We start from the raw sequence: 20,596 nt of genomic DNA on the forward strand, positions 1-20,596 counted from the left end.
AGCAGTTACAGTTTGCAGTAAAATGCTCACTAAATACTGATACTAAAAACTGAAAACTAAAAATATGGAACATATAGAATTATTTTTCAAATCGATATTTATAGATAACATGGTATTTTCAGTATTCTTAGGAATGTGTTCTTACCTTGCCGTATCTAAAAAAGTAACTACTGCCGTTGGTTTAGGAGCTGCTGTAATTTTTGTATTAGCAGTTACTGTACCATTAAACTGGTTATTAGATCAATATATTTTACAACCAGGCGCATTAAAATGGTTGGGTGCAGAGTATGCAGAATACGACTTAAGTTTCTTATCATTTATCATGTTTATTGCAACGATTGCAACCATGGTACAATTGGTAGAGATTATTGTTGAAAAATTCTCACCTTCATTATACAACTCACTAGGTATTTTCTTACCATTAATTGCTGTAAACTGTGCTATTTTAGGTGGAAGTTTATTTATGCAATCTCGTGAAATTCCTACTTTAGGTTTAGCATTAACTTACGGAGTTGGTTCTGGAATTGGATGGTTTTTAGCTATTGTAGCAATTGCTGCAATTCGTGAAAAAATTAGATACTCTAACGTTCCACCTGCATTAAGAGGTTTAGGAATTACGTTTATCATTACAGGATTAATGGCTATTGGATTTATGAGCTTTGGAGGAATGTTAACTGGTGGTGGTGATGAAGAAGAAGAAAAACCAGCTACGGAAGCTAGTATTAAGAAAGAAGAAGTAAAACCAGCAACGAAAGAAATTGTAGCTGAAAACACAAATACAAACCAAGAGTAGATATGATATTAGCAGCAGGTACAACAGGAACCATAATTGCAACAGTAGCAGCTTTTTTAGTATTAACACTGGTATTGGTCGCGTTATTATTATTTGTAAAACAAAAACTATCGCCATCTGGTCCAGTAACAATTACTATTAATGGTGAGCGTAAAATAGAAGTTGGTTCAGGAAGTTCTCTTCTATCAACTTTAGGAAACGAAAAGATATTTTTACCATCTGCATGTGGAGGTGGTGGAACTTGTATTCAATGTGAGTGTCACGTAAATTCTGGTGGAGGTGAAGCTTTGCCAACAGAAATACCTAACTTTACTCGTAAAGAATTAAAAGAAGGAATTCGTTTAGCTTGTCAAGTAAAAGTAAAACAAGACATGGATATTTCTATTCCAGAAGAAATTTTTGGAATTAAGAAATTTGATGCAGTTGTTGTAAGAAATTACAATGTAGCTACATTTATTAAGGAATTTGTTGTTGAAATTCCAGAAGATATGGGGTATAAAGCAGGTGGATATATTCAAATTGAAATTCCAGCTTGTGAAGTAAAATATTCTGATATGGATATTACTGCACATCCAGAAGAGCACGATACACCAGACAAGTTTGAAGGTGAGTGGGATAAGTTTAACTTACGTCCATTAGTAATGAAAAATACAGAAACTGTAGAAAGAGCATATTCTATGGCTTCTTACCCAGCAGAGGGAAGAGAAATTATGTTAAATGTACGTATTGCAACACCCCCTTTTGATAGAGTAAAAGGTGGCTGGATGGATGTTAATCCAGGTATTGCATCTTCATATATTTTCAACCTTAAAAAAGGAGATAAATGTGTTATTTCTGGACCTTATGGAGAGTTCTTTATTAATGAATCTGAAGCAGAAATGTTATATGTAGGTGGTGGAGCAGGTATGGCACCAATGCGTTCTCACTTATATCATTTATTCAGAACCTTAAAAACGGGTAGAAAAGTAACATATTGGTACGGAGGTCGTTCTAAAGCAGAATTATTCTATATCGAACACTTTAGAGCATTGGAGAAAGATTTTCCAAACTTTAAATTCTATATTGCTTTATCTGACCCAACTGAGGCAGATAACTGGACAAAGAAAACAGATATTCATGATGAAGCTGGAGATGGTTTTGTTGGGTTTATTCACAATTGTGTAATTGATAATTATTTATCTAAGCATGACTCACCAGAAGATTTAGAATTGTATTTCTGTGGACCACCATTAATGAACAATGCCGTTCAGAAAATGGGTGAAGATTTTGGTCTTGCAGACGAAAACATTCGTTTTGATGACTTTGGAGGATAGACTTCAATCAATTATAATACTACAAACCGATTCAGAAATGAATCGGTTTTTTTGTGGGGTTAACTTTCTAAAATATACAGATATTCCTCTATATAACCTCATCATTACCATTTATAGATTGAAAACGTCAGTTTATAAAATCACTCTATAAAAAATTGAAATTTAATAGAATATTTGTTCTGTATTAATCAGATAAGAAGCAATAAAGAAGAAATGCTTTTTTGTAAAACAAACTCTATTATGAAAAATTTATTAAAAGTACTATTAATGCTATTTGTATTTACAAATGCATTTTTATCAATGGGCCAACAACAGCCTTTAGACAAAAATTATTTACAATTAAGTCCAAGAGTTGGATACGATTTTCCGACCTACAATAACAATACACCCTATATCGATTATAAAGGTGGTTTAGATTTAGGCATTTCCTTAGATTATTACTGGACATGGTTTGGTATAGGGGCGGATTTTGATTACATCAAAAATAAGCCAGAAAGTACGTATCCAACAATTGCAAGTACTTTACCAACAACCTTATCCGAAGCAAAAATTACACGCATGTTTTATGGAATTGGTCCCAATGCGCAAATAAGAAGTAATTCTGGTAAATTTAAAACTGAATTTAATACACGTTTTGGATTAGCATCTATAAAAGGTGGTAGAACACTTTTAGCAGGTCCAACAGCAGCAAACATATTAAATTTTCATGCTGGTTATAACGCATCAAGTGTATTTACATTTAAAGGTCAGGTTCGTTTTACTTATTTCTTATCCGAAAATTTTGGAATTAATGCAGGAGCCTATTATATGCGACACTTCGGTGTTACAGAGTTAAATGAAGGAGGGCTTTCTGCAAGTTACCAACCCTTTACCGAGGATGCTGGCGAATTTTATATTGATCAAGGAAATCCGAAGGTAAGAAGTGAACCGTGCGATTGTGATATTTCATCAGTTGGTTTATTTGCAGGGGTTACCATCAAATTCAGTAAAAAGGAAAAATCTTGTCCAGTTTGTGGTGAAAATCACACACCTTATTGTTGTGCAACATGTGGTTGTAATGTAACCGTAACAGCTAAAGATAAATTTACTGGAGAAACGTTACCCAATACAGATGTTGTATTAACTGATTTAAACGGTAGCATTGTACAAACAGCCACTACAAATTCTTACGGTGTTGTGGTATTTACAGAAGTGCCAGAAGATAATTATGTAATTAGAGGAAAACTATACAATGTTACTTTAGAAGAAGGAAGCATTACAAAAGAAGATTTCAAAAACTGTAAAAAGGAAAGTGCAGGTATACAAAAAGTGATTGTATATGCTGATGAAAACTTCATCTTAAAAGGAAATGTGGTAGAATGTAATTCTACTAACGGAATACAAGGCGTAGATATTATCTTAAAAGATAAGCTTAGAGCAGGGCAAAAAAACACACTATCTGATGCAGAAGGAGATTTTATCTTTCATTTAAAACAAGCTTCAAGGTATGGTTTAAATGGTAAAAAAGATGGTTATTTCTCTAATGAAGTAGAAGTGGCTACCAATTCTTACAATAGAGAAAGCACTTTATTTATTGATTTTGAAATGTGTATAGATCCATGTGGAGTGGCCATTAAATTAGACAATATAAACTTCGATTTAGACAAAGCAATTATTTTACCAGCGGCAAAACCAGATTTAGATTATGTGGTGAAGTTAATGCAAGACAACCCAAGTATTACTGTAGAAATGTCTTCTCACACAGATAGCCAAGGAGGTGATGGTTATAATCTAAGTTTATCTCAAAGAAGAGCAGATGCAACAGTAAATTATATTGTTGGTAAAGGCATTTCAAGAAGTAGGTTAGTTGGCCGTGGAGCAGGAGAAAGTGAATTAAAGAATACCAAATGTTCTAATAACGTACCATGTACGGATGACGAACACAGAATAAACCGAAGAACTGAGTTTAAAGTAGTTTGCTTTTAATAAGTATTTGTTTGAGTTAATTGATAATTAGTAAACCAAGTCAAGGCAGTAAAATGCTGTCTTGACTTACATTTAAAAAACTAGAAAATATGAAAACGAGATATAAAAATAGAAGAATTTTAAAATATGTAAGTATACTTTTTAGCTTGTTCGTGATGATGAACTTTGTGAGTTGTGGTAGTGATGAAAGCTGTGAATATGATGTGGAAGATGACGGATTTCCTTTTGCGTGTAGTGAAGGTATGGATGTGGCTTTTTTAATTGATTATACGGGAAGTATGGGGGGAGCAATAGAAGGTATTAAAAGCTCTGTTGCTGCAATTGCAAGTACAATTGTAACTGAGTCTGGGGGAGATTATAGACTCTCTTTATCAATTTTTGACGAACAACCAGAAGGTAATTTACCAGCTTATGCTGCCCAAACGGACTATGTGAGTTTACCTGCAGGTCAAAAAATAGTAAATTCTACATTTGCAACAAGGGATCAGTATTTAACTATGATGGAAAAATTTGGAACAAATAATAAAACCTCATTTAGTAATCAATTAGCAAAACTAAATGGGGCATTAAGTTTAGGTTCTGGAGTTGGATCACCAGAACCTGGAGGCTTATTATTTAATGAACTGATAAATAATAGTTTTGCAGGAAATTGGAGAACAACTAATATTACTAAACTAGCTATAATTATCACTGATGCTGTGGCAGGTGGAGATGATGATACTGCTAATGGAATTGATGACACGTATTTGGCATCTCTTGCTGCAAAAGCAAATCTAGATGGTATTCAGGTGATTTTAGTTTCATCATTAGCTACATCAAATTATGAAATAAGTTTAGTAGATATTAATAACGGAGGTTTAAAACTTATGAATGCAAATTTGAACAATGTAGGTACAGATATTATTAAGCTAATTGAAGATATTTGTGTTAATAATGAAAAATAAGTAAACTAATATTATTAATAATCATTCATGAAAAGGCAATGGAGATTGTATCAAAGTTGCTTTTTTAAACATTATCTTCAGAACTAATACAGAGGTTATTTATATTGATATCAAACATTTTTTTTAACATTTCATTTATAAACATTAACTTTCAAGAAAAAAATATGAAAAATTTAAAAATCAAACACCTTTTTTACGCAACTATTACTGCTCTAATGTTTTATTCTTGTGCAAGCCCAATTGAATTATATGAAAAATCAGGGCACGCAATTACAATGAAGCAAAGCCATAGTTTATATGAAAATTACAATGACAATATAAAGCCTTACGTTGAAAAAGCACAAAATTCAATTTTGGATAGAAAAGGATATGAAGGAACAGAATATGTATTGGTTAGCATACAACAATTAGAAAATTACATTCGATTTTTAAAGGAAGTAGAAAAAACGAATAAAGGTAATGACAACAATGAAGTTACTGGAATTGCAATATTTTTAGGTGCGCATGATAAAAATAAAACACTTAATTCTATACCTAAATTTAATCATAATATTAAGAGTTATGACGAGATGAATGAAAAAAATGATAGGGTAGTTGGAGACATGAGACATAGAGAAACAGTTTTTTTAGCTCCAACCTTTAGAGAAAACCATAAAGATTCAATATTTACCAATGAGTTTGATAGACATATTCCCTTTTTTATTGAATATACAAACCAAGATAATAAATATAAAGGAACTTATAAATATTTATTACCCTACCTAAAAAATAAGGAAACTAAAAGTGCTACAAGATCTTTAGAAAGAAATTCAAGTTTAAATGCAGATGAGTTTAATATAATGCCTCCTAAGTCTTAATTAAATAGTTTAAACTAAAATAATTTTCTTTTGATAGAAGTAATATATGAATCTGTAGTTTATGGTTATTTATATATACAAATAATACCAGCTATTATTGGTTTATTTTGTATTAAGAAACTAGATGTTAAATACCGATATTTTGTACTATTACTTTGGTATGGGGTATTTAATGAAATTTTTGCTTTATACTATGGTAGATATATTGTAATACAAAAAAACGTAGTTTTTTATAATATTTTTAATGTTATTTATTTTAGTTTTCTTTTTTGGTTATTCTATTCTAAATTCAATAGTAAAATATTTAAAAAAATAATTATATTTTTTGGGGTTCTATATTTTACAGTTGTTGCTTATGAATTATTGATTAAACAAATAGATTACACTAGTCAGAGTTTTTTAGAGTCTTACATAATTGGTGGATTTAGTATTTTAATCTTTGTAGCTTATTATTTAATGATGTTATTAACATCTAGTAAACAAGAAAATGTATATTCCAATTTATTACTATGGATAGCTATTGCACATTTTATCTACTATTTAGGCTTTATACCTTTTAAAGTAGGTCAAAATTATTTTGCAAGTTTTAAAGAGTTTCATCATTTGTTTGGTTTATTAATTACAATTACAAGTTTAAAAAGTATCATTTTAAGTATCGGTTTTATATGCACTCACCAGAAGGTTCAATCATAGGTTATTCAATATTAATACTCGTTTTTTTAGGGGTATTACTAGTATTGCTTTTTTTTGTGTTTATAAATAGGAAAAACAAATTAGTGCGTGATAATTTTGAAGCAACCATACAAAACCAAAAACGCCAACACGATTTAGAATTAAAGGCTTTGCGTAGCCAAATGAATCCACATTTTGTACATAATTCTTTAAATGCGATTCAATATTATATTCAACAGAATGATGTTGAAACATCAGAAAACTATTTAGCAAAATTCTCGAAATTAATGCGTCAGTTTTTTGATTATTCAAGAAGGAAAAGTGTTAGTTTAAGTGAAGAAATTAGCCTGCTAGAGAATTACCTTCAAATAGAGAAATTACGTTTCGAAGAAAAAATAGAGTATGAAATAAAAGTAGATCCAGAATTAGATCTTGAAGAAGAACAGATACCTTCTATGCTTATACAACCATTGGTGGAAAATGCTATTAACCATGGTTTATTTCACAAAAAAGGGAATGGAAAAGTAACTGTAATATTCAATTTTATAAATGCAAATTGCTTTAAAGTTAGTGTAATAGATAATGGTGTTGGTTTAAAAAAATCGAAAGAACTAAATACTTCTATAAAAAGTCAAAATGCTTCACATTCATCAGAAGTATTAACCGAGCGAATTCATTTTTTAAATGAAAGTGGTTCTTGGAATGTGTGCCATAAAATGATAGATCGTTCTATAGAAATTGGTGAAACAGGTACTGAAATTGTTTTAGAATTTAATCAAAATTATTATGACAAAAATTAAAACGATACTTATTGATGATGAGCGGAAAGCATTATCTATTTTAAAAAATAAAATTGAAAGATACTGTCCAGACTTAGATATTATTGCAGAAACTCAGAGTCCAGAAAAAGGTTTAGAACTTATAGATAAATTGCAACCTCAACTTGTATTTATAGACATAGCAATGCCTGTAATGAATGGGTTTGATGTTTTAGCAAATGTAAAGAAACCTAATTTTGAAATTATTTTTGTAACCGCTTTTGACCAATACGCAATAGATGCTATAAATTATAGTGCTATTGGTTACTTATTGAAGCCGGTGGATAATGAAACTTTAATAGCAACCGTAATAAAGGCTTCTAAAAATATTGCAGATAAATCTGCCTTAGAAAAAAACAAATTACTGATTGAGAATTTAGGTGTACAAAATTTTCAGAAGAAAAAAATAGTCATTCCATCTGCAGATGGATTAGAGTTTGTAAAAATAGATGCAATTATACATTGCGAAGGTGTAGATGGTTATACTAAGATTCATTTCAGTAATCAAAAGCCCATTTTAAGCTCACAAAGCATAGGTCATTTTAATAAATTATTACAGCAGCAGGATTTCTACTTAGTCCATAAATCTCATTTGATAAATCTAGAACATATAAAAAAATATTTGAATGAAGGTTATGTATTATTAAGTGAGAACCATAAAGTGCCTGTCTCTAGAAATAGACGACAAGATTTTTTAAATAATCTAAAAGGTTAGTTTTTAAGTGTTTTGAAAAGGCAGTTAGTTCCTTTAATATTTCGTCAAAGAAGGTTTTATAGAGTAAACCGGCTCTTCATTTTCTTTCTCAATAATTTTAGAGGAATCCATTACATTTGCTATGTAGTCTAAGACTTATAAGAATTCAAATACGTTTAGGATAGGTAATAAGTACTATTATACTGAACTTGTTTCTGTACTTTTCATCAACATAAAATTTAGTATTGAAACCGATTCAGAGATGAATCGGTTTTTTATACACGTAAATTTTGCTTTCCTAATAAAAAAGAAAATTTACTTTAAGTTTTACTATTTACTCTTTAATTTCAATATCAACATTTCCATCTCCATCAGTTTTTACACTTCCTTGTGGAGTTTCAATATTTACATTATTTTCAGTTTTAACCTCTGTCTTTTTTTCTGATTTTTTATCTTCTCTACAAGCGGTGAATGATATTGTTAAGCATACAGCTACAAATAATAATTTTTTCATTTTTTTATGTTTTTTAATTCATAGTAAAATAAAGATATTTTTTTTCATTATTGAAAAAAAAGGACGAATTATTTTTAATTGCTCTTTTTTGGCTTTAGCTATTTAAAAGTGTTGTGGCTAATTTGTTTATTTTATTTAAGTAGGTTTATATCTACAAATCCACATTTTATTAGCATTGTAATTTGTATTTAAAATCTTTAAAAATGATTAATTTCGTTGTTTAAATTTTTAAATGATTTACTTAGTATATTCTTTACTACTAATAATAGGGATTGTTTTTATTGGACTTTATTTATTTCAAGAGAAATTTATTTTTTTGAATGGTAATAAATTAGATAAAAATTATCAATATAACTTTACAAACAAGTTTGAAGATGTCTTTGTGAAAACTGATGGGAATAATGTAGTTAATGCACTTCACTTTCAATTACCAAACCCAAAAGGAGTTGTTTTGTTTTGCCACGGTAATAAAGGGAATTTAACAAAGTGGGGAGATAGAGTTAGTTACTTTTTAGAATACAATTATGAAGTCTTTGTTTTTGATTATCGGAATTACGGTAAGAGTATTGGCGCATTTAATGAATTAGAGATGTACAATGATGGTTTGTTTGTATATAATCATTTAAAAAAGAATTTCAAAGAAGAGAATATTGTGGTTTATGGGTTTTCTTTAGGAGGTACTTTTGCTACCAAAATAGCTTCAGTAAATAACCCGAAAGAATTAGTTTTAGAAGCTCCTTTTTACAACTTTAAAAAAGCAGCGACTTATAAGTTTAAGTCTGTTCCAACCTTTTTGTTGAAATACCAATTTAGGTCTGATAAGGACATTTCTAAAGTAAGATGTCCTATTACACTGTTTCATGGTAATAAAGACACTACCACTTCTTATAAGCAATCTAAAAGGTTGTTGGTATTAAATACATCAACTAAAAATAAGTATATAGAGATTGATGGAGGTACGCATCATAATATTAGAGAATTTGCCATTTATAAAGAGAATTTAAAAGAAATCTTAGAGCGATAGTACTTCTTAAAATTTATAAATCGTATTTTTGATCACTTCAAAGAATAATAAAATGAGTAGTATTAAGAAAATTTTAAAGAAGAAGAAATTCGTCAAAATAAAGCTAAAAAAAATTGCGACCAATCACTTGGAATTAAAAGCAACAATTAATGGTGTAAAAGGGCGATTTATTCTAGATACAGGTGCTTCTAACTCTTGTGTAGGATTAGATATGATTACTCATTTTAATTTGGAAGCTGTAGAAAGTGAAACCAAAGCAGCTGGGGCAGGAGCAACAGATATGGAAACGTTACAGTCTGATAATAATTCTTTAAAAATAGGAAGTTGGAAAACAAATAAATGTCATTTAGTGTTGTTCAATTTATCGCATGTTAATACAGCTTTAACGCAACACAAAGCAAAAGAAGTACATGGAATTATTGGTGCAGATGTGCTACAAAAAGGAAAAGCATTTATAGATTATCATAAAAAAGTTTTATACTTAAAGAAAACAAAGAAATAATTAATTTAAAATAAAATACAATGAGTTTGCAGAAACAAGTAATGGATAAAATGAAAGAAGCAATGAAAGCAAAAGATACCGTTGCTTTACAAGCTTTAAGAGCGGTTAAATCTGCCTTTTTATTAGCGAAAACGGAAACAGGTGTTCAAGCAGAAATTACGGAAGAGCAAGAAATTAAAATTATTCAGAAGCAAGTTAAACAAAGAAGAGACAGTGCAGCTATCTTTATAGAACAAGGTAGACAAGATTTAGCCGATCCAGAATTAGCTGAATTAGCTGTTTTAGAACAGTTTTTACCAGAAGCCTTATCAGAAAAAGAAATTGAAAGTGTTGTTATTACTACGATTACCAAAGTAGGGGCATCCGGAATGAAAGATATGGGAAAAGTTATGGGAATTGTTTCTGCTGAATTAGCAGGTAAAGCAGATGGTAAAACCATTTCTACTTTAGTAAAAAAGAATTTAATGTAAAAAATATTTTGTTTTCTTTATAGAAAACAAAATGGCTGTGTAGTTCAACTGGATAGAATATCAGATTTCGGCTCTGAGGGTTGGGGGTTCGAATCCCTTCGCGGTCACAAAAAAAAGGCTAAGAATTACATTTTGTAATTCTTAGCCTTTTTTTGTCAATTAAGATTATTCTAATTATTCAATAACTACTTTTTTACTTAGGGTACCTTTGTTGCTATACATTTTTATAATGTATAGTCCTTTTGGTATTTGATTTTTTATGGCTAGCTTGTAGCTATTTTTCTGTTCTGTAATGTTCCATAAGCTTGTTTTTTTACCAAGTATATTAAAAAGTTCTATTTTCTGTATTGTTATTTCTTGATTTTTAGAAATTACAATATTTTTATTTTGATTATCAGCATAAATAGTAGTTTCGTTAATTAGTGTATTGTTTTCTAGTTTAAGTGTGTTAGAGGTAGATTCTCTAAAAGCTAAAACAAAACGATTAGAACAGATACCTTTATCTAAGGTTAAATTGATTTTTCCATTTTTTATGTTGTATGAAACTCCTGTAAGTTTATCTTTTATGTAAATTTCTCTGGAAATATTTTGAATTTTATCTACCATTAAATCTACCTGTCCAGAATACCCCATTGTAATTTCTAATGGAACTTCTAAATCATCAGAAATTTCTTGCACACCAGTAATTACATATTTTCTATGATCATCCTTAAATTTCCAATAGATGTCAGTTTCATTGTCGATAAATGACTCCGCATCGTAACCTTTTTCATAATCAAATGAATTTGTTGCTTGAAAAGAGATTGCTATTTGATGATGTAACCTTAAATTTTCTGTATTTGTATATTCAAACCCTAATTTAATGATTGGTAATAATTCATTATTTTTTGTAAATTCAGTTTTGTTACTTCTGTGATCTTCAAAATTTTTATTATAATAGCCTTCTTTAGGTGTGGAGGCTTTACAGAATTCTGATGATGACCCTCTATTTGGTATTATATTGGCAAAAGTTTTAATATTTAAGAAAACGGATAGAAATACTATTAAATAGATAATTCCTTTTTTATAAGTTTTCTTTTCTTTAAGATGTTGGTTTTTAGAAAAATTGAAGTTTTTTAAAAATAATTTCTGAGTGTTGTTAGTGTTATTCATTTTTTTGGGGGATTATATTAAATAAACAATGTGTTAAATAGAATTACAGGGAATAGGCAAAAGTTTTAGTGTTAAAGAAAATGGATAGAAGTAAACACTATTAAAAAGACAAGTTCTTTTTAATGGTGTTTTTTAGAAAAGTTGAATATTTTAAAAAATATTTTCTTGGTATTTTAGTGTTATTCATTTTTTGGGGGATTATATTAAATAAATACTATTTTAAAAGTAACTAAATAATATTGGGTTTGCTAATTTTTACCCTATAAATGATTAAAAAATGTTAATTACTGTCTTATTACTTAATAAAATAGGGTTTTTGTTGGGGATTCAGTAGTTTTTTTAGGTCGTAGTCACGATATTTCCTAATTATTATACTTATAAAAAAAGAATAAAAAAAAGCTGAATAATGATTTCATTATTCAGCTTTAATTAAAATAGTTATTTTTAGTGTTTATTCAATAATAACTTTTTTATTTGTTTCACCCTTATTAGTATTCATTTTTACAATGTAAATACCAGTTGGTATTTGCTTCTTGATTTCTAATTGGTAAGTATTTTTTTGTTCCTTAATTTCCCAAACACTTACTTTTTTACCAAGAATATCAAACATTTCTACTTTATTGATTTCTACATCACCATCTTTAGAAACTACAATATTGTTGTTTTCATTGTCTGCATAAATATTTGTAGATGTTGCTAAAATTTCGTCATCTACACTAAGTGCAGCATTTTCTGTAAAATTAAGTACAAAGCGATCTGTATAAACTCCCTTTTCTAAAGTTAAAGTTATTTTCTCGTTTTTAACATCATAAGAAGTTCCTGTGAGTTTATCTGTAATATAGATGTCTCTAGAAACATTTTGAATTTCATCTACCATTAAGTTTACTTGACCAGAATAATCCATTACTAATTCTAAAGGTACTTCTAACTCATTAGATATTCCTTGTACACCTGCAATTACATAGTTGTTATCATCATTAGGGAATTTCCAGTAGATGTCTGTATTACCAATTTGATATACTTGAGAATCATATCCTTTATCAAAATCAAATGAGTTTGTTCCTTGAAAAGAAACTGCTATTTGATGGTGAAGTAATGTTTCTTCTGTGTTCTTGTATTCAAAACCTAGCTTAATAATTGGTAACAAGTTAGTTGTACTTGCTGTTTTGCTGCTTTTTTTGCTTGTTTTAAAGAATACAGATTCATCTCCTTCTGTAACATAAGCTCTTTGGCTATTATTAAAGTTTACTGCTTGTGGTGTTTCTATTACCGCATCTCCTTCAATAAAGAATCCTTGACCCATTGCTATATAAGGTAACGGCTCTTTGTATTCTTGATCGCCTAAACCAGAAGTTCCGCTATCATTATTAATACTAAGGTTTTCTATTCGATCTGCTGCTACTCCTGTAACGAAGTTTATGGTTGCATATCCACCAATGTAACCACCAAATACATGCCCAGCAATTCCATCTCCTTCTCCAAGAACGCTTTCATGATGTTCCCAGAAGTAAAGTGTTCCGGTAGTATTAGCTAAATTATCTTGTATAAATTTCTTAGTATTCATAGCAGAAGGGTAAGGGTTACCAATTAAATAACTTTCTCCTGAAGCTATTTTAGAAGTTGTGCTAAAATCACCATCGTTAGGCGTACCAGAGAATGTATAATTCTGTGCTCTTCCAGGGCCTTTAAAAATATAACCTTCACCTCTGTTTATAGTACCACTTTTATATTGATGTGCCCAATCAGATCTACCATCAGATCCAGGTGCATAGGTGTATATCCAGTAATCAGCTAGTGAAATACCTGTGCTAGTAAATGAACCATCATATCCATCAATAAATGTAATTTCCTTTGGATTACTTGGGGCAGTACCGTCTCTTAATACACCTTCTATTGTGTAGTTGTTTACGCCAGAATTAACAGGAGAACTCATGTAACCATATCTATATAAACTTGGTATTTCTGAGTTTTGATCTACTAAAAGGTTCCCCATAGTTCCAGAAACAGAGCTCGTAATTGTACTTGTACCTGTATGTGTTTGTACTAATTGAGCTAAAGTACCTGCTAAACGAATATCTCCATCTAAAGTAATATCATTAGTTACTACTAATAATTGGTCTGTTACTGTTAGTTTTTTACTTGCATTTACTTTTAATTTTCTAGCACTTAATCTATCTTCAGAATGTTCGAAATTTTGATCAATTACTACTGAACGAGATCTATCTGGATATCCATTTGTATAAACATTGTTACTATTTGTTGAAGTAGTAATATCAATTCTATGTAATCCTAATAAAGTATTAGACTCTACATTAGAAGATGTAATTTCAGAGATTAAAGGATCTTGAGGGTGCCTTTTAGTTCCTGTAACATCTGTTTCTCCTACTAATTGAAATGGTGTTATTGCATCATCTATAAATACTACCCAATCATTTGCGTTATAATCTTTGTTTGTTGTTAAACTTTCGTCTATTCTAACAACAGAAGTGTTGTTAGTAACATTAGAAACAACATCATATCTATGATCCCAAGAATAAACTCCATTAGATGCAGATAATATAATGATATCGTTAATAGTATCATCTAAATCTGTTAATGCATCATTATCTACAATTGTTCTACCTGTTACTAATTCTGGAGTAAGAGTATTACTCGAGTTTCTAAATAATACTGATTTCCCAGCAAGTAAAGGAGTTGTTAAAATGTAAGAAGCATTAGGAGCAATATTTGTTTGATCTCCTATTTTATCTTTAAATAAATGAATTTTCACACTATTTGCAAGAATTGTAGAAGCACTTATGTTAGTAATTTCTATCCATTTTTCATTTCCAAGGTGATATACTTGCGTTATCATAACATTAGCAGCTTCTGGAATATCTCTATAATCTAAATCTCCACCAGTATTAACATCATTGTCTTCATCTCCAAATGCATCTTCTAAAGAAGTATCTAAAATACTTGTGTTGGTTACCTTATCACCATCTCCTGATCCATCATTTACTGTAGATCCTGCAATATCAGAGTCATCATTATCGTCGAATGCATTGTCTAAACCATCATTATCATCATCTTTACCAGAAGCAACATCTAATAGGTGTCCGTTTTCTGCAATATCAGGAATATTATCATTGTCTGAATCTAAATCTAAATAGTCAGGATTATCTGTACCATCTGTATTTTCTGGAATCAAACCAATCTTATTATCATCTTCGTAAATATCATCTACACCATTATTATTTGTATCTGTTATTCCTGTAGCTATACCAGATGGAGCTTTATATCCAATAGTTGTCTGTGCTTCTATATTATCAGGAATACCGTCATTATCTGCATCAATGTCTAAAAAGTTAGGAATGTTGTCCTTATCTTCATCACCTTTTGTGTATGTATTTGGTTTTCCATTTCCGTCTGTATCTTCACCTGTTATTACTAAAGGTGTACTTGAATTTATAGCCCCATCTACAGCGTCATCAAAACCATTATTGTTTGTGTCTGTGGTTAGTGTACCATCAGCATTAATAGTATCTACTTTACCGTCTCTATTAGCATCAGTTCCTCCAGCTTCAATAATATCTAGAATACCATCGTTGTCTGAGTCTAAATCCATGCTATTTGGTATGCCGTCTCCATCTGTATCTAAGTTTTCTAGATTATTACCTCCAGCAACATCAGCATCATAAAGGTCGTCTAATCCATTACCGTTTGTGTCGTTTACAAGAGTACCGTCTGCATTGATATTATCTACTAATCCATCTCCATTAGTATCTATACCACCAGCTTCAATTAAGTCTGGTATCCCGTCATTATCTGAGTCTAAATCTAAAGAATTAGGTATTCCGTCATTATCTGTGTCTTCGCAATTGTTTGGAAAAATACTTACTAAATCTAGAGCAGCTCCAATTCCTATAGAACCTGGTACAGGAGGAGATGCTTGAAACTCTAATGATGTTTCTGTTGTAGTAGCTACAAATACTGTAGTAAAACGATACCATTTTTTAGGCCCCACAACTCCGTTTACAGCACCTTCTGCTATTGCGGTTAATGTTTTATTCAAAATATTAGAACTAGAAGCGTCTTTTACTTTTACATTTAAAGTAACATACTGTCCTGTTTCATGACCAATATCTTCTCCCCAATAAAAGGTTAGTGTATATTCACTACCTGGTACTGTAGAAAAAGTTTGTGAGAGAATATTGCTTACACCATCAGTTTTATCATTATTACCAAGAACATCTATGTATTGGTTTCCGCTATAAGCGTCTGCATAATTACTAGTTGACCAATATGGAGATTGTCCTCCAACCCATCCGTCTAGGTTTTGTGTATAAGACCAACCTGTTAAAGTGTTTGTGTTTAATCCTTTTCCTATAAATGTACCATAATTATCTGTTCCTCCGTTTGGAAATTCAGATGCGTTTGAAAAATCTTGAAGCTCAAAATCTCCATTTATAATTAAGTTACCACAACCTTCATCTGTATCTAAAATACCATCGTTATCATCATCTAAATCATAAAAATCTGGAACACCATCGTTGTCCGTGTCTTTAATGTCTCTATAATCTAGATCTCCGTTTCCAGGGAAGTCATTATCTTCATCTCCAAAGGCAATATCTAATTCACTTGGTGTAGTTACAGTTTTCTGTGCACTTGATCCATCATTTACTGTAATTCTTGAGTTTTCAGAATCATTGTTATCGTCAAAAATATCATTTAAGCCATCACCATCTTCATCTGCATTGATGTCTAAAATTACATTATTTGCAGGATCACCGTTTTCTACAATATCAGGAATCCCATCATTATCTGAATCTAAATCTAAGTAATCTGGATTATCTTTATTGTCTGTGTTTACAGGGATCAAACCAATAATATTACCATCTTCGTAGTTGTCGTCTACACCATTTTTATTAGTGTCTAACATTGCTCCATCAGGATTGCTTGGTGCTATATAACCACTAGTTGTTTGTGCTTCTATATTATCTGGTATACCATCATTATCTGAATCGATATCTATATGGTTTAATTTACCGTCTCCATCATAATCCTTACTTGGATATGAGTTTGGTTTACCATCTCCATTTGTATCTTTACCTGTAATTATTAAAGCGTTGTCTTTGTTTTCTGCTATGCCGTCTTGACCAACATCTCCATCAACAAGGTCGTTAAAACCGTCGTTATCAATATCAACCCAATTATCTACTTTACCATCTCTATCTTCATCTATACCACCTGCTTCTATAACGTCTAAAATACCATCGTTATCTGAATCTAAGTCTTTGGTGTTTGGAATACCATCTTTGTCTGAGTCTGGGTATGTAATTGCATTGGTATATGTACCGCTATTTACATCATAAAGATCATCTAAACCATCGCCGTCTAAATCATTTATAAGTTTTCCTGTTGTTGGGTTTATGTCATCTACTTTACCGTCACCATTAGTATCTACACCTCCAGCTTCTACAATATCAGGAATACCATCATTATCTGAGTCTAAGTCTAAATGATCAGGAATTCCGTCGCTATCTGTATCGATAGATTCACCATTTCCACTTACCATTTTACCTGTAGTATCAGTTTCTACAAGAGCAATACCGTTTGTACCACCTGCCCCTGGTCCATCTGTAGCATTTTCATCATAAATATCTGCTAAACCATCTTTGTCTTCATCTAAAATTGAGTCTACACGCCCGTCTTTATCTGTGTCAATACCACCTGCTTCTATTAAATCGGGGATACCATCATTGTCTGAATCTAAGTCTAAATGATCAGGGATTCCGTCGTTATCAGTATCAATAGAAGTACCATCTCCACCTATCATTTTACCTGTTTCATCCGTTTCTACAAGAGCTGTACCATTTATACCATCTGCTCCAGGTCCATCGGCAGCATTTTCATCATAAATATCTACAAGACCATCCTTGTCTTCATCTGTATTGTTGTCAACACGTCCATCTCCATTAGTATCTGTACCACCAGCTTCCATTAAGTCTGTAATACCATCATTGTCTGCATCTAAGTCTAAGTGATCTGCGATTCCGTCGTTATCAGTATCAACAGAAGTACCATCTCCACCTATCATGTTACCTGCTGCGTCTGTTTTAATAAGAGCTGTACCACTATCACCAGATCCGTTAGAAGCATTTTCATCATGAATGTCAGCTAAACCATCTTGGTCAATATCTGTAAGGTTATCTACACGTCCATCACCGTTAGTGTCTATACCACCAGCTTCTACAAGGTCTGGAATACCATCGTTATCTGAATCTAAATCTAAGTAATCTGGAATACCATCTCCATCTGAATCTGGATTAGCAATAGGTGTTCCTGCAACCCAATTTGGAGTACCTCCTGCAGTGTCTGTATCATCATACATATCTGACAAACCATCTCCATCTAAATCTACGATACTTGTAGGATCTCCTGCAGTTGGGTAGTCTACTAATCCATCACCGTTAGTATCTATACCACCAGCTTCTACAATATCTGGAATACCATCGTTATCTGAATCTAAATCTAAGTAATCTGGAATACCATCTCCGTCTGTGTCTGGAGAGCTACAGTATTTTAATTCAAATAACTGCATCGTTGAAACTCTACTTGTGCCATCTTCTTTACCTCCCGCAATTACTATTTGCGTTATAGGGCTTGCACTAGAAATAATTACACTATTATTAGGTGCGTTTCCAGCACTAGTAGTGCTATGTATAGATTGTTCATTAATTGTATATTCTCCTGCGTTTAATGAATTATTTTTGATTGATAAAGGAACATTTATACCGTTTAAATTAGCTGAAATATCAGCTCTATCACTATTATCTAACCCACCCCATTTAAATTCTATATTATATACGGGTTCTGTAAATGTTATTGTATAAATTGCTACACTTAAATCTGCTGAATTTGCAGGGTAGAAAGATCCATTTGGGAAATTTGTGTTTTTAGCCTGCCCATATATATAATTTCCATCGACATTATTTGTAGGTCCTTTGCTTGAAACACCATCACTCCATTGGGCTGAATTAATTACTTGGTAAGCAAAAGAAGCACTTACTTCGTTAAGATTGTAAAGATTTGTTTGTGATCCAGAAGTTTTGCTACCTGTAGTAGTATTAGTACTAGATTGTGTAAATGATTGGCCAAGATCTATATAACTAGAAGCTGAAAGACAATTTAATTCGTCAGAGTCTAAAATACCATCATTATCATCATCTAAATCAATAGAATCAATAACACCATCTTTATCTGTATCTATACATGAAGCTGAGCCAGAAACTGTAATTGTTAAATTACAATTTGGGTCATCTATATCTGTTACGGTTATTGTTTTATCTAACCCATCTGCACCATTGGCTATTACAAATACTGTATTAGTGTTATAAATACCTGTAGTTGATGTAGTACCTGAAATTGTATATGAACTTCCTATTTTATCGTTTCCAGTTAAATTTAATGTAAATTGTAAATCAGAACCGTTTATACAAGAGCCAATTAATGTGCCAGGATCATTTAGAGTACAAGGTATTGTGCCATCTAAATTAGCACAGACTTCTTCTGTATCCATTGGATTATTACAATTTCCATTATTATCACAATTATATGATACCGGAGCTATTACTGTCTCATTTTGTATTGCATGAGTATCACCACCCCCAAAAGTGTAACCAATATTTAAATTTGGTCCCAGATTACCAGAAATATTAGATTGATTTCCAATACTTACAAAACCAGTTTTATTTTCATTGCTAGCTGGCCCGGTAAGAGACCCATTACCCTGAAATTTACCACCAACTTTTGCGTACCCTTCATTATAAAATGTTCCATCTAGATTAACATCTCCAGAAGACGTGTAAAATTCTCCATAATTATTGAAAATAGCTGAAGTTGACCCCATAGCTAAGGAGCCAGATGTAATATTAAACACTCCTGTATTTACAACCATACCTCCATTATGGTTAAAAGAGCTACCAGAAACGATTGTACCACAATTTACTAAAATGGTTTCATCACTTATAGCAAAATTATTGTTAACCTCCATTGTTCCCTGATTTCTAAAATTACTTGTACCAATGGAAGATGCGTTAATTTGAGATGAAACATTTACATCTCCCAAGTTATCAAATGTATTAAGTGTATTACCTCCAAAATCTAGAGAACCTACATTCATAGTCCCCTCATTATAAATACTATTATTACCACCATTAAAACTAATGGTGTTTGTAGAAGTTAATATTCCTTCAGTACCTAATGTTAAGGTTAAGTTGGCATTAATACTAGCACTTTGACTAAAAACAACTTCTCCATCTCCAATATATATAGATATACTTCCGTTGTTTGCTGACATGGATGAAATCGTTAATTTTCCTTTAGAAGAAATACAAACAATAGCCCCGTCTTCGAAAGTAGCTCCACTACCATTAGTAATACTTACATTTCCAGTAACACTTGTAATACCTGTTTGAAAAGTATAACCATTTGTTTGATTACTATTTAATGTGTGATTAGGACTATCACATTGTGCATTTGTATTTATTAAAGAAAACAACACAAATACAATGAATAAATGTAAAGGAGTTTTAAATTTAAAACGAATTATTCCCCCAAATAGTTTCGTTTTTAGTAGATATTTAATCATTAAGAAAATTTTATAAAAAGTGTTGAAGTAGTCATTATTAACCATGCACCTGTTATAAGACACCATTATATTCAATAAGTCACAATTATTTATTTTAAATAAAATTAATTACTTTCTTTTAGGTATTTTATGTTTTAGTTTTTGGTGTTTTTTATTTCACCACCTTATTTTAAGTAGAAACACTTAATAATAGAGGGCTGTTTGAGAGCTATTTTTTTTATAATTAGTGCTTTTTAATAAGTTTTT

14 protein-coding genes and 1 tRNA gene are annotated in these 20,596 nt (G+C 31.0%); 12 read left to right on the forward strand and 3 right to left on the reverse strand.

Going from position 1 to position 20,596, the window contains the following annotated elements; all coding sequences use genetic code 11:
* Positions 1-64: 64 nt before the first annotated feature.
* The 8 genes from nqrE (at position 65) to WHD08_RS14550 (ending at position 8,077) form a co-directional block, all read left to right on the forward strand.
* Complete coding sequence (gene nqrE, locus WHD08_RS14515; RefSeq protein ID WP_165731925.1) at positions 65-793, forward strand: NADH:ubiquinone reductase (Na(+)-transporting) subunit E; 729 nt, start codon at positions 65-67, stop codon at positions 791-793.
* 2 nt (positions 794-795) lie between these two features.
* Positions 796-2,106, forward strand: a complete 1,311-nt coding sequence (nqrF, locus tag WHD08_RS14520; RefSeq protein WP_165731927.1) for an NADH:ubiquinone reductase (Na(+)-transporting) subunit F — start codon at positions 796-798, stop codon at positions 2,104-2,106.
* A gap of 240 nt (positions 2,107-2,346) precedes the next feature.
* The gene (locus tag WHD08_RS14525) at positions 2,347-4,071 is read left to right on the forward strand and encodes an OmpA family protein (RefSeq protein ID WP_165731929.1); all 1,725 of its coding nucleotides are present in this window, start codon (positions 2,347-2,349) and stop codon (positions 4,069-4,071) included.
* 89 nt (positions 4,072-4,160) lie between these two features.
* Positions 4,161-5,015: a hypothetical protein gene (locus WHD08_RS14530; RefSeq protein WP_165731931.1), complete on the forward strand. Its 855-nt coding sequence runs from the start codon at positions 4,161-4,163 to the stop codon at positions 5,013-5,015.
* Positions 5,016-5,179: 164 nt separating this feature from the next.
* The gene (locus WHD08_RS14535) at positions 5,180-5,872 is read left to right on the forward strand and encodes a hypothetical protein (RefSeq protein ID WP_208890327.1); all 693 of its coding nucleotides are present in this window, start codon (positions 5,180-5,182) and stop codon (positions 5,870-5,872) included.
* A gap of 30 nt (positions 5,873-5,902) precedes the next feature.
* Entirely contained in the window at positions 5,903-6,565 is a 663-nt protein-coding gene (locus WHD08_RS14540; RefSeq protein WP_208890326.1) for a hypothetical protein, read from the forward strand.
* An 83-nt stretch (positions 6,566-6,648) separates the two neighbouring features.
* A complete protein-coding gene (locus WHD08_RS14545) occupies positions 6,649-7,344 on the forward strand; it encodes a sensor histidine kinase (RefSeq protein ID WP_244183302.1) in 696 nt (231 codons plus the stop codon).
* Positions 7,331-8,077, forward strand: coding sequence for a LytR/AlgR family response regulator transcription factor (locus WHD08_RS14550; protein ID WP_165731939.1), 747 nt, complete (start codon positions 7,331-7,333; stop codon positions 8,075-8,077). Before WHD08_RS14545 ends, WHD08_RS14550 begins: the two co-directional genes overlap by 14 nt.
* A gap of 313 nt (positions 8,078-8,390) precedes the next feature.
* On the opposite strand, the gene WHD08_RS14555 is transcribed toward WHD08_RS14550, so the two are convergent.
* A complete protein-coding gene (locus WHD08_RS14555; protein ID WP_208890324.1) occupies positions 8,391-8,570 on the reverse strand; it encodes a hypothetical protein in 180 nt (59 codons plus the stop codon).
* A gap of 232 nt (positions 8,571-8,802) precedes the next feature.
* Here WHD08_RS14555 and WHD08_RS14560 point away from each other — a divergent pair, with 232 nt between their 5' ends.
* From WHD08_RS14560 to WHD08_RS14575, 4 genes are all read left to right on the forward strand, one after another.
* Positions 8,803-9,594 (forward strand): alpha/beta hydrolase, encoded by a 792-nt coding sequence (locus WHD08_RS14560; protein WP_208890323.1) that lies wholly within the window; start codon positions 8,803-8,805, stop codon positions 9,592-9,594.
* A 52-nt stretch (positions 9,595-9,646) separates the two neighbouring features.
* Entirely contained in the window at positions 9,647-10,096 is a 450-nt protein-coding gene (locus WHD08_RS14565) for a retropepsin-like aspartic protease (RefSeq protein ID WP_165731945.1), read from the forward strand.
* Between the two features lie 20 nt (positions 10,097-10,116).
* Complete coding sequence (locus WHD08_RS14570; RefSeq protein WP_208890322.1) at positions 10,117-10,566, forward strand: GatB/YqeY domain-containing protein; 450 nt, start codon at positions 10,117-10,119, stop codon at positions 10,564-10,566.
* Positions 10,567-10,599: 33 nt separating this feature from the next.
* Positions 10,600-10,673 (forward strand) — tRNA-Arg (locus WHD08_RS14575).
* Between the two features lie 67 nt (positions 10,674-10,740).
* Here WHD08_RS14575 and WHD08_RS14580 read toward each other — a convergent pair.
* Together WHD08_RS14580 and WHD08_RS14585 are read right to left on the reverse strand one after the other, a co-directional pair.
* Positions 10,741-11,718: a T9SS type A sorting domain-containing protein gene (locus tag WHD08_RS14580; RefSeq protein ID WP_208890321.1), complete on the reverse strand. Its 978-nt coding sequence runs from the start codon at positions 11,716-11,718 to the stop codon at positions 10,741-10,743.
* A 451-nt stretch (positions 11,719-12,169) separates the two neighbouring features.
* The gene (locus WHD08_RS14585) at positions 12,170-20,350 is read right to left on the reverse strand and encodes a T9SS type A sorting domain-containing protein (protein WP_340832868.1); all 8,181 of its coding nucleotides are present in this window, start codon (positions 20,348-20,350) and stop codon (positions 12,170-12,172) included.
* Positions 20,351-20,596: the final 246 nt, after the last annotated feature.

It is taken from the genome of Polaribacter sejongensis (genome assembly GCF_038024065.1).
Classification (GTDB): domain Bacteria; phylum Bacteroidota; class Bacteroidia; order Flavobacteriales; family Flavobacteriaceae; genus Polaribacter; species Polaribacter sejongensis.

Bases quoted from the DNA above. Each gene is read 5' to 3' on its own strand.
- nqrF (WP_165731927.1), top strand. From the start codon at position 796: ATGATATTAGCAGCAGGTACAACAGGAACCATAATTGCAACAGTAGCA.
- WHD08_RS14585 (WP_340832868.1), bottom strand. From the start codon at position 20,350: ATGATTAAATATCTACTAAAAACGAAACTATTTGGGGGAATAATTCGT.
- WHD08_RS14580 (WP_208890321.1), bottom strand. From the start codon at position 11,718: ATGAATAACACTAACAACACTCAGAAATTATTTTTAAAAAACTTCAAT.
- WHD08_RS14530 (WP_165731931.1), top strand. From the start codon at position 4,161: ATGAAAACGAGATATAAAAATAGAAGAATTTTAAAATATGTAAGTATA.
- WHD08_RS14525 (WP_165731929.1), top strand. From the start codon at position 2,347: ATGAAAAATTTATTAAAAGTACTATTAATGCTATTTGTATTTACAAAT.
- WHD08_RS14565 (WP_165731945.1), top strand. From the start codon at position 9,647: ATGAGTAGTATTAAGAAAATTTTAAAGAAGAAGAAATTCGTCAAAATA.
- WHD08_RS14555 (WP_208890324.1), bottom strand. From the start codon at position 8,570: ATGAAAAAATTATTATTTGTAGCTGTATGCTTAACAATATCATTCACC.
- WHD08_RS14535 (WP_208890327.1), top strand. From the start codon at position 5,180: ATGAAAAATTTAAAAATCAAACACCTTTTTTACGCAACTATTACTGCT.
- WHD08_RS14570 (WP_208890322.1), top strand. From the start codon at position 10,117: ATGAGTTTGCAGAAACAAGTAATGGATAAAATGAAAGAAGCAATGAAA.
- WHD08_RS14550 (WP_165731939.1), top strand. From the start codon at position 7,331: ATGACAAAAATTAAAACGATACTTATTGATGATGAGCGGAAAGCATTA.
- nqrE (WP_165731925.1), top strand. From the start codon at position 65: ATGGAACATATAGAATTATTTTTCAAATCGATATTTATAGATAACATG.
- WHD08_RS14560 (WP_208890323.1), top strand. From the start codon at position 8,803: ATGATTTACTTAGTATATTCTTTACTACTAATAATAGGGATTGTTTTT.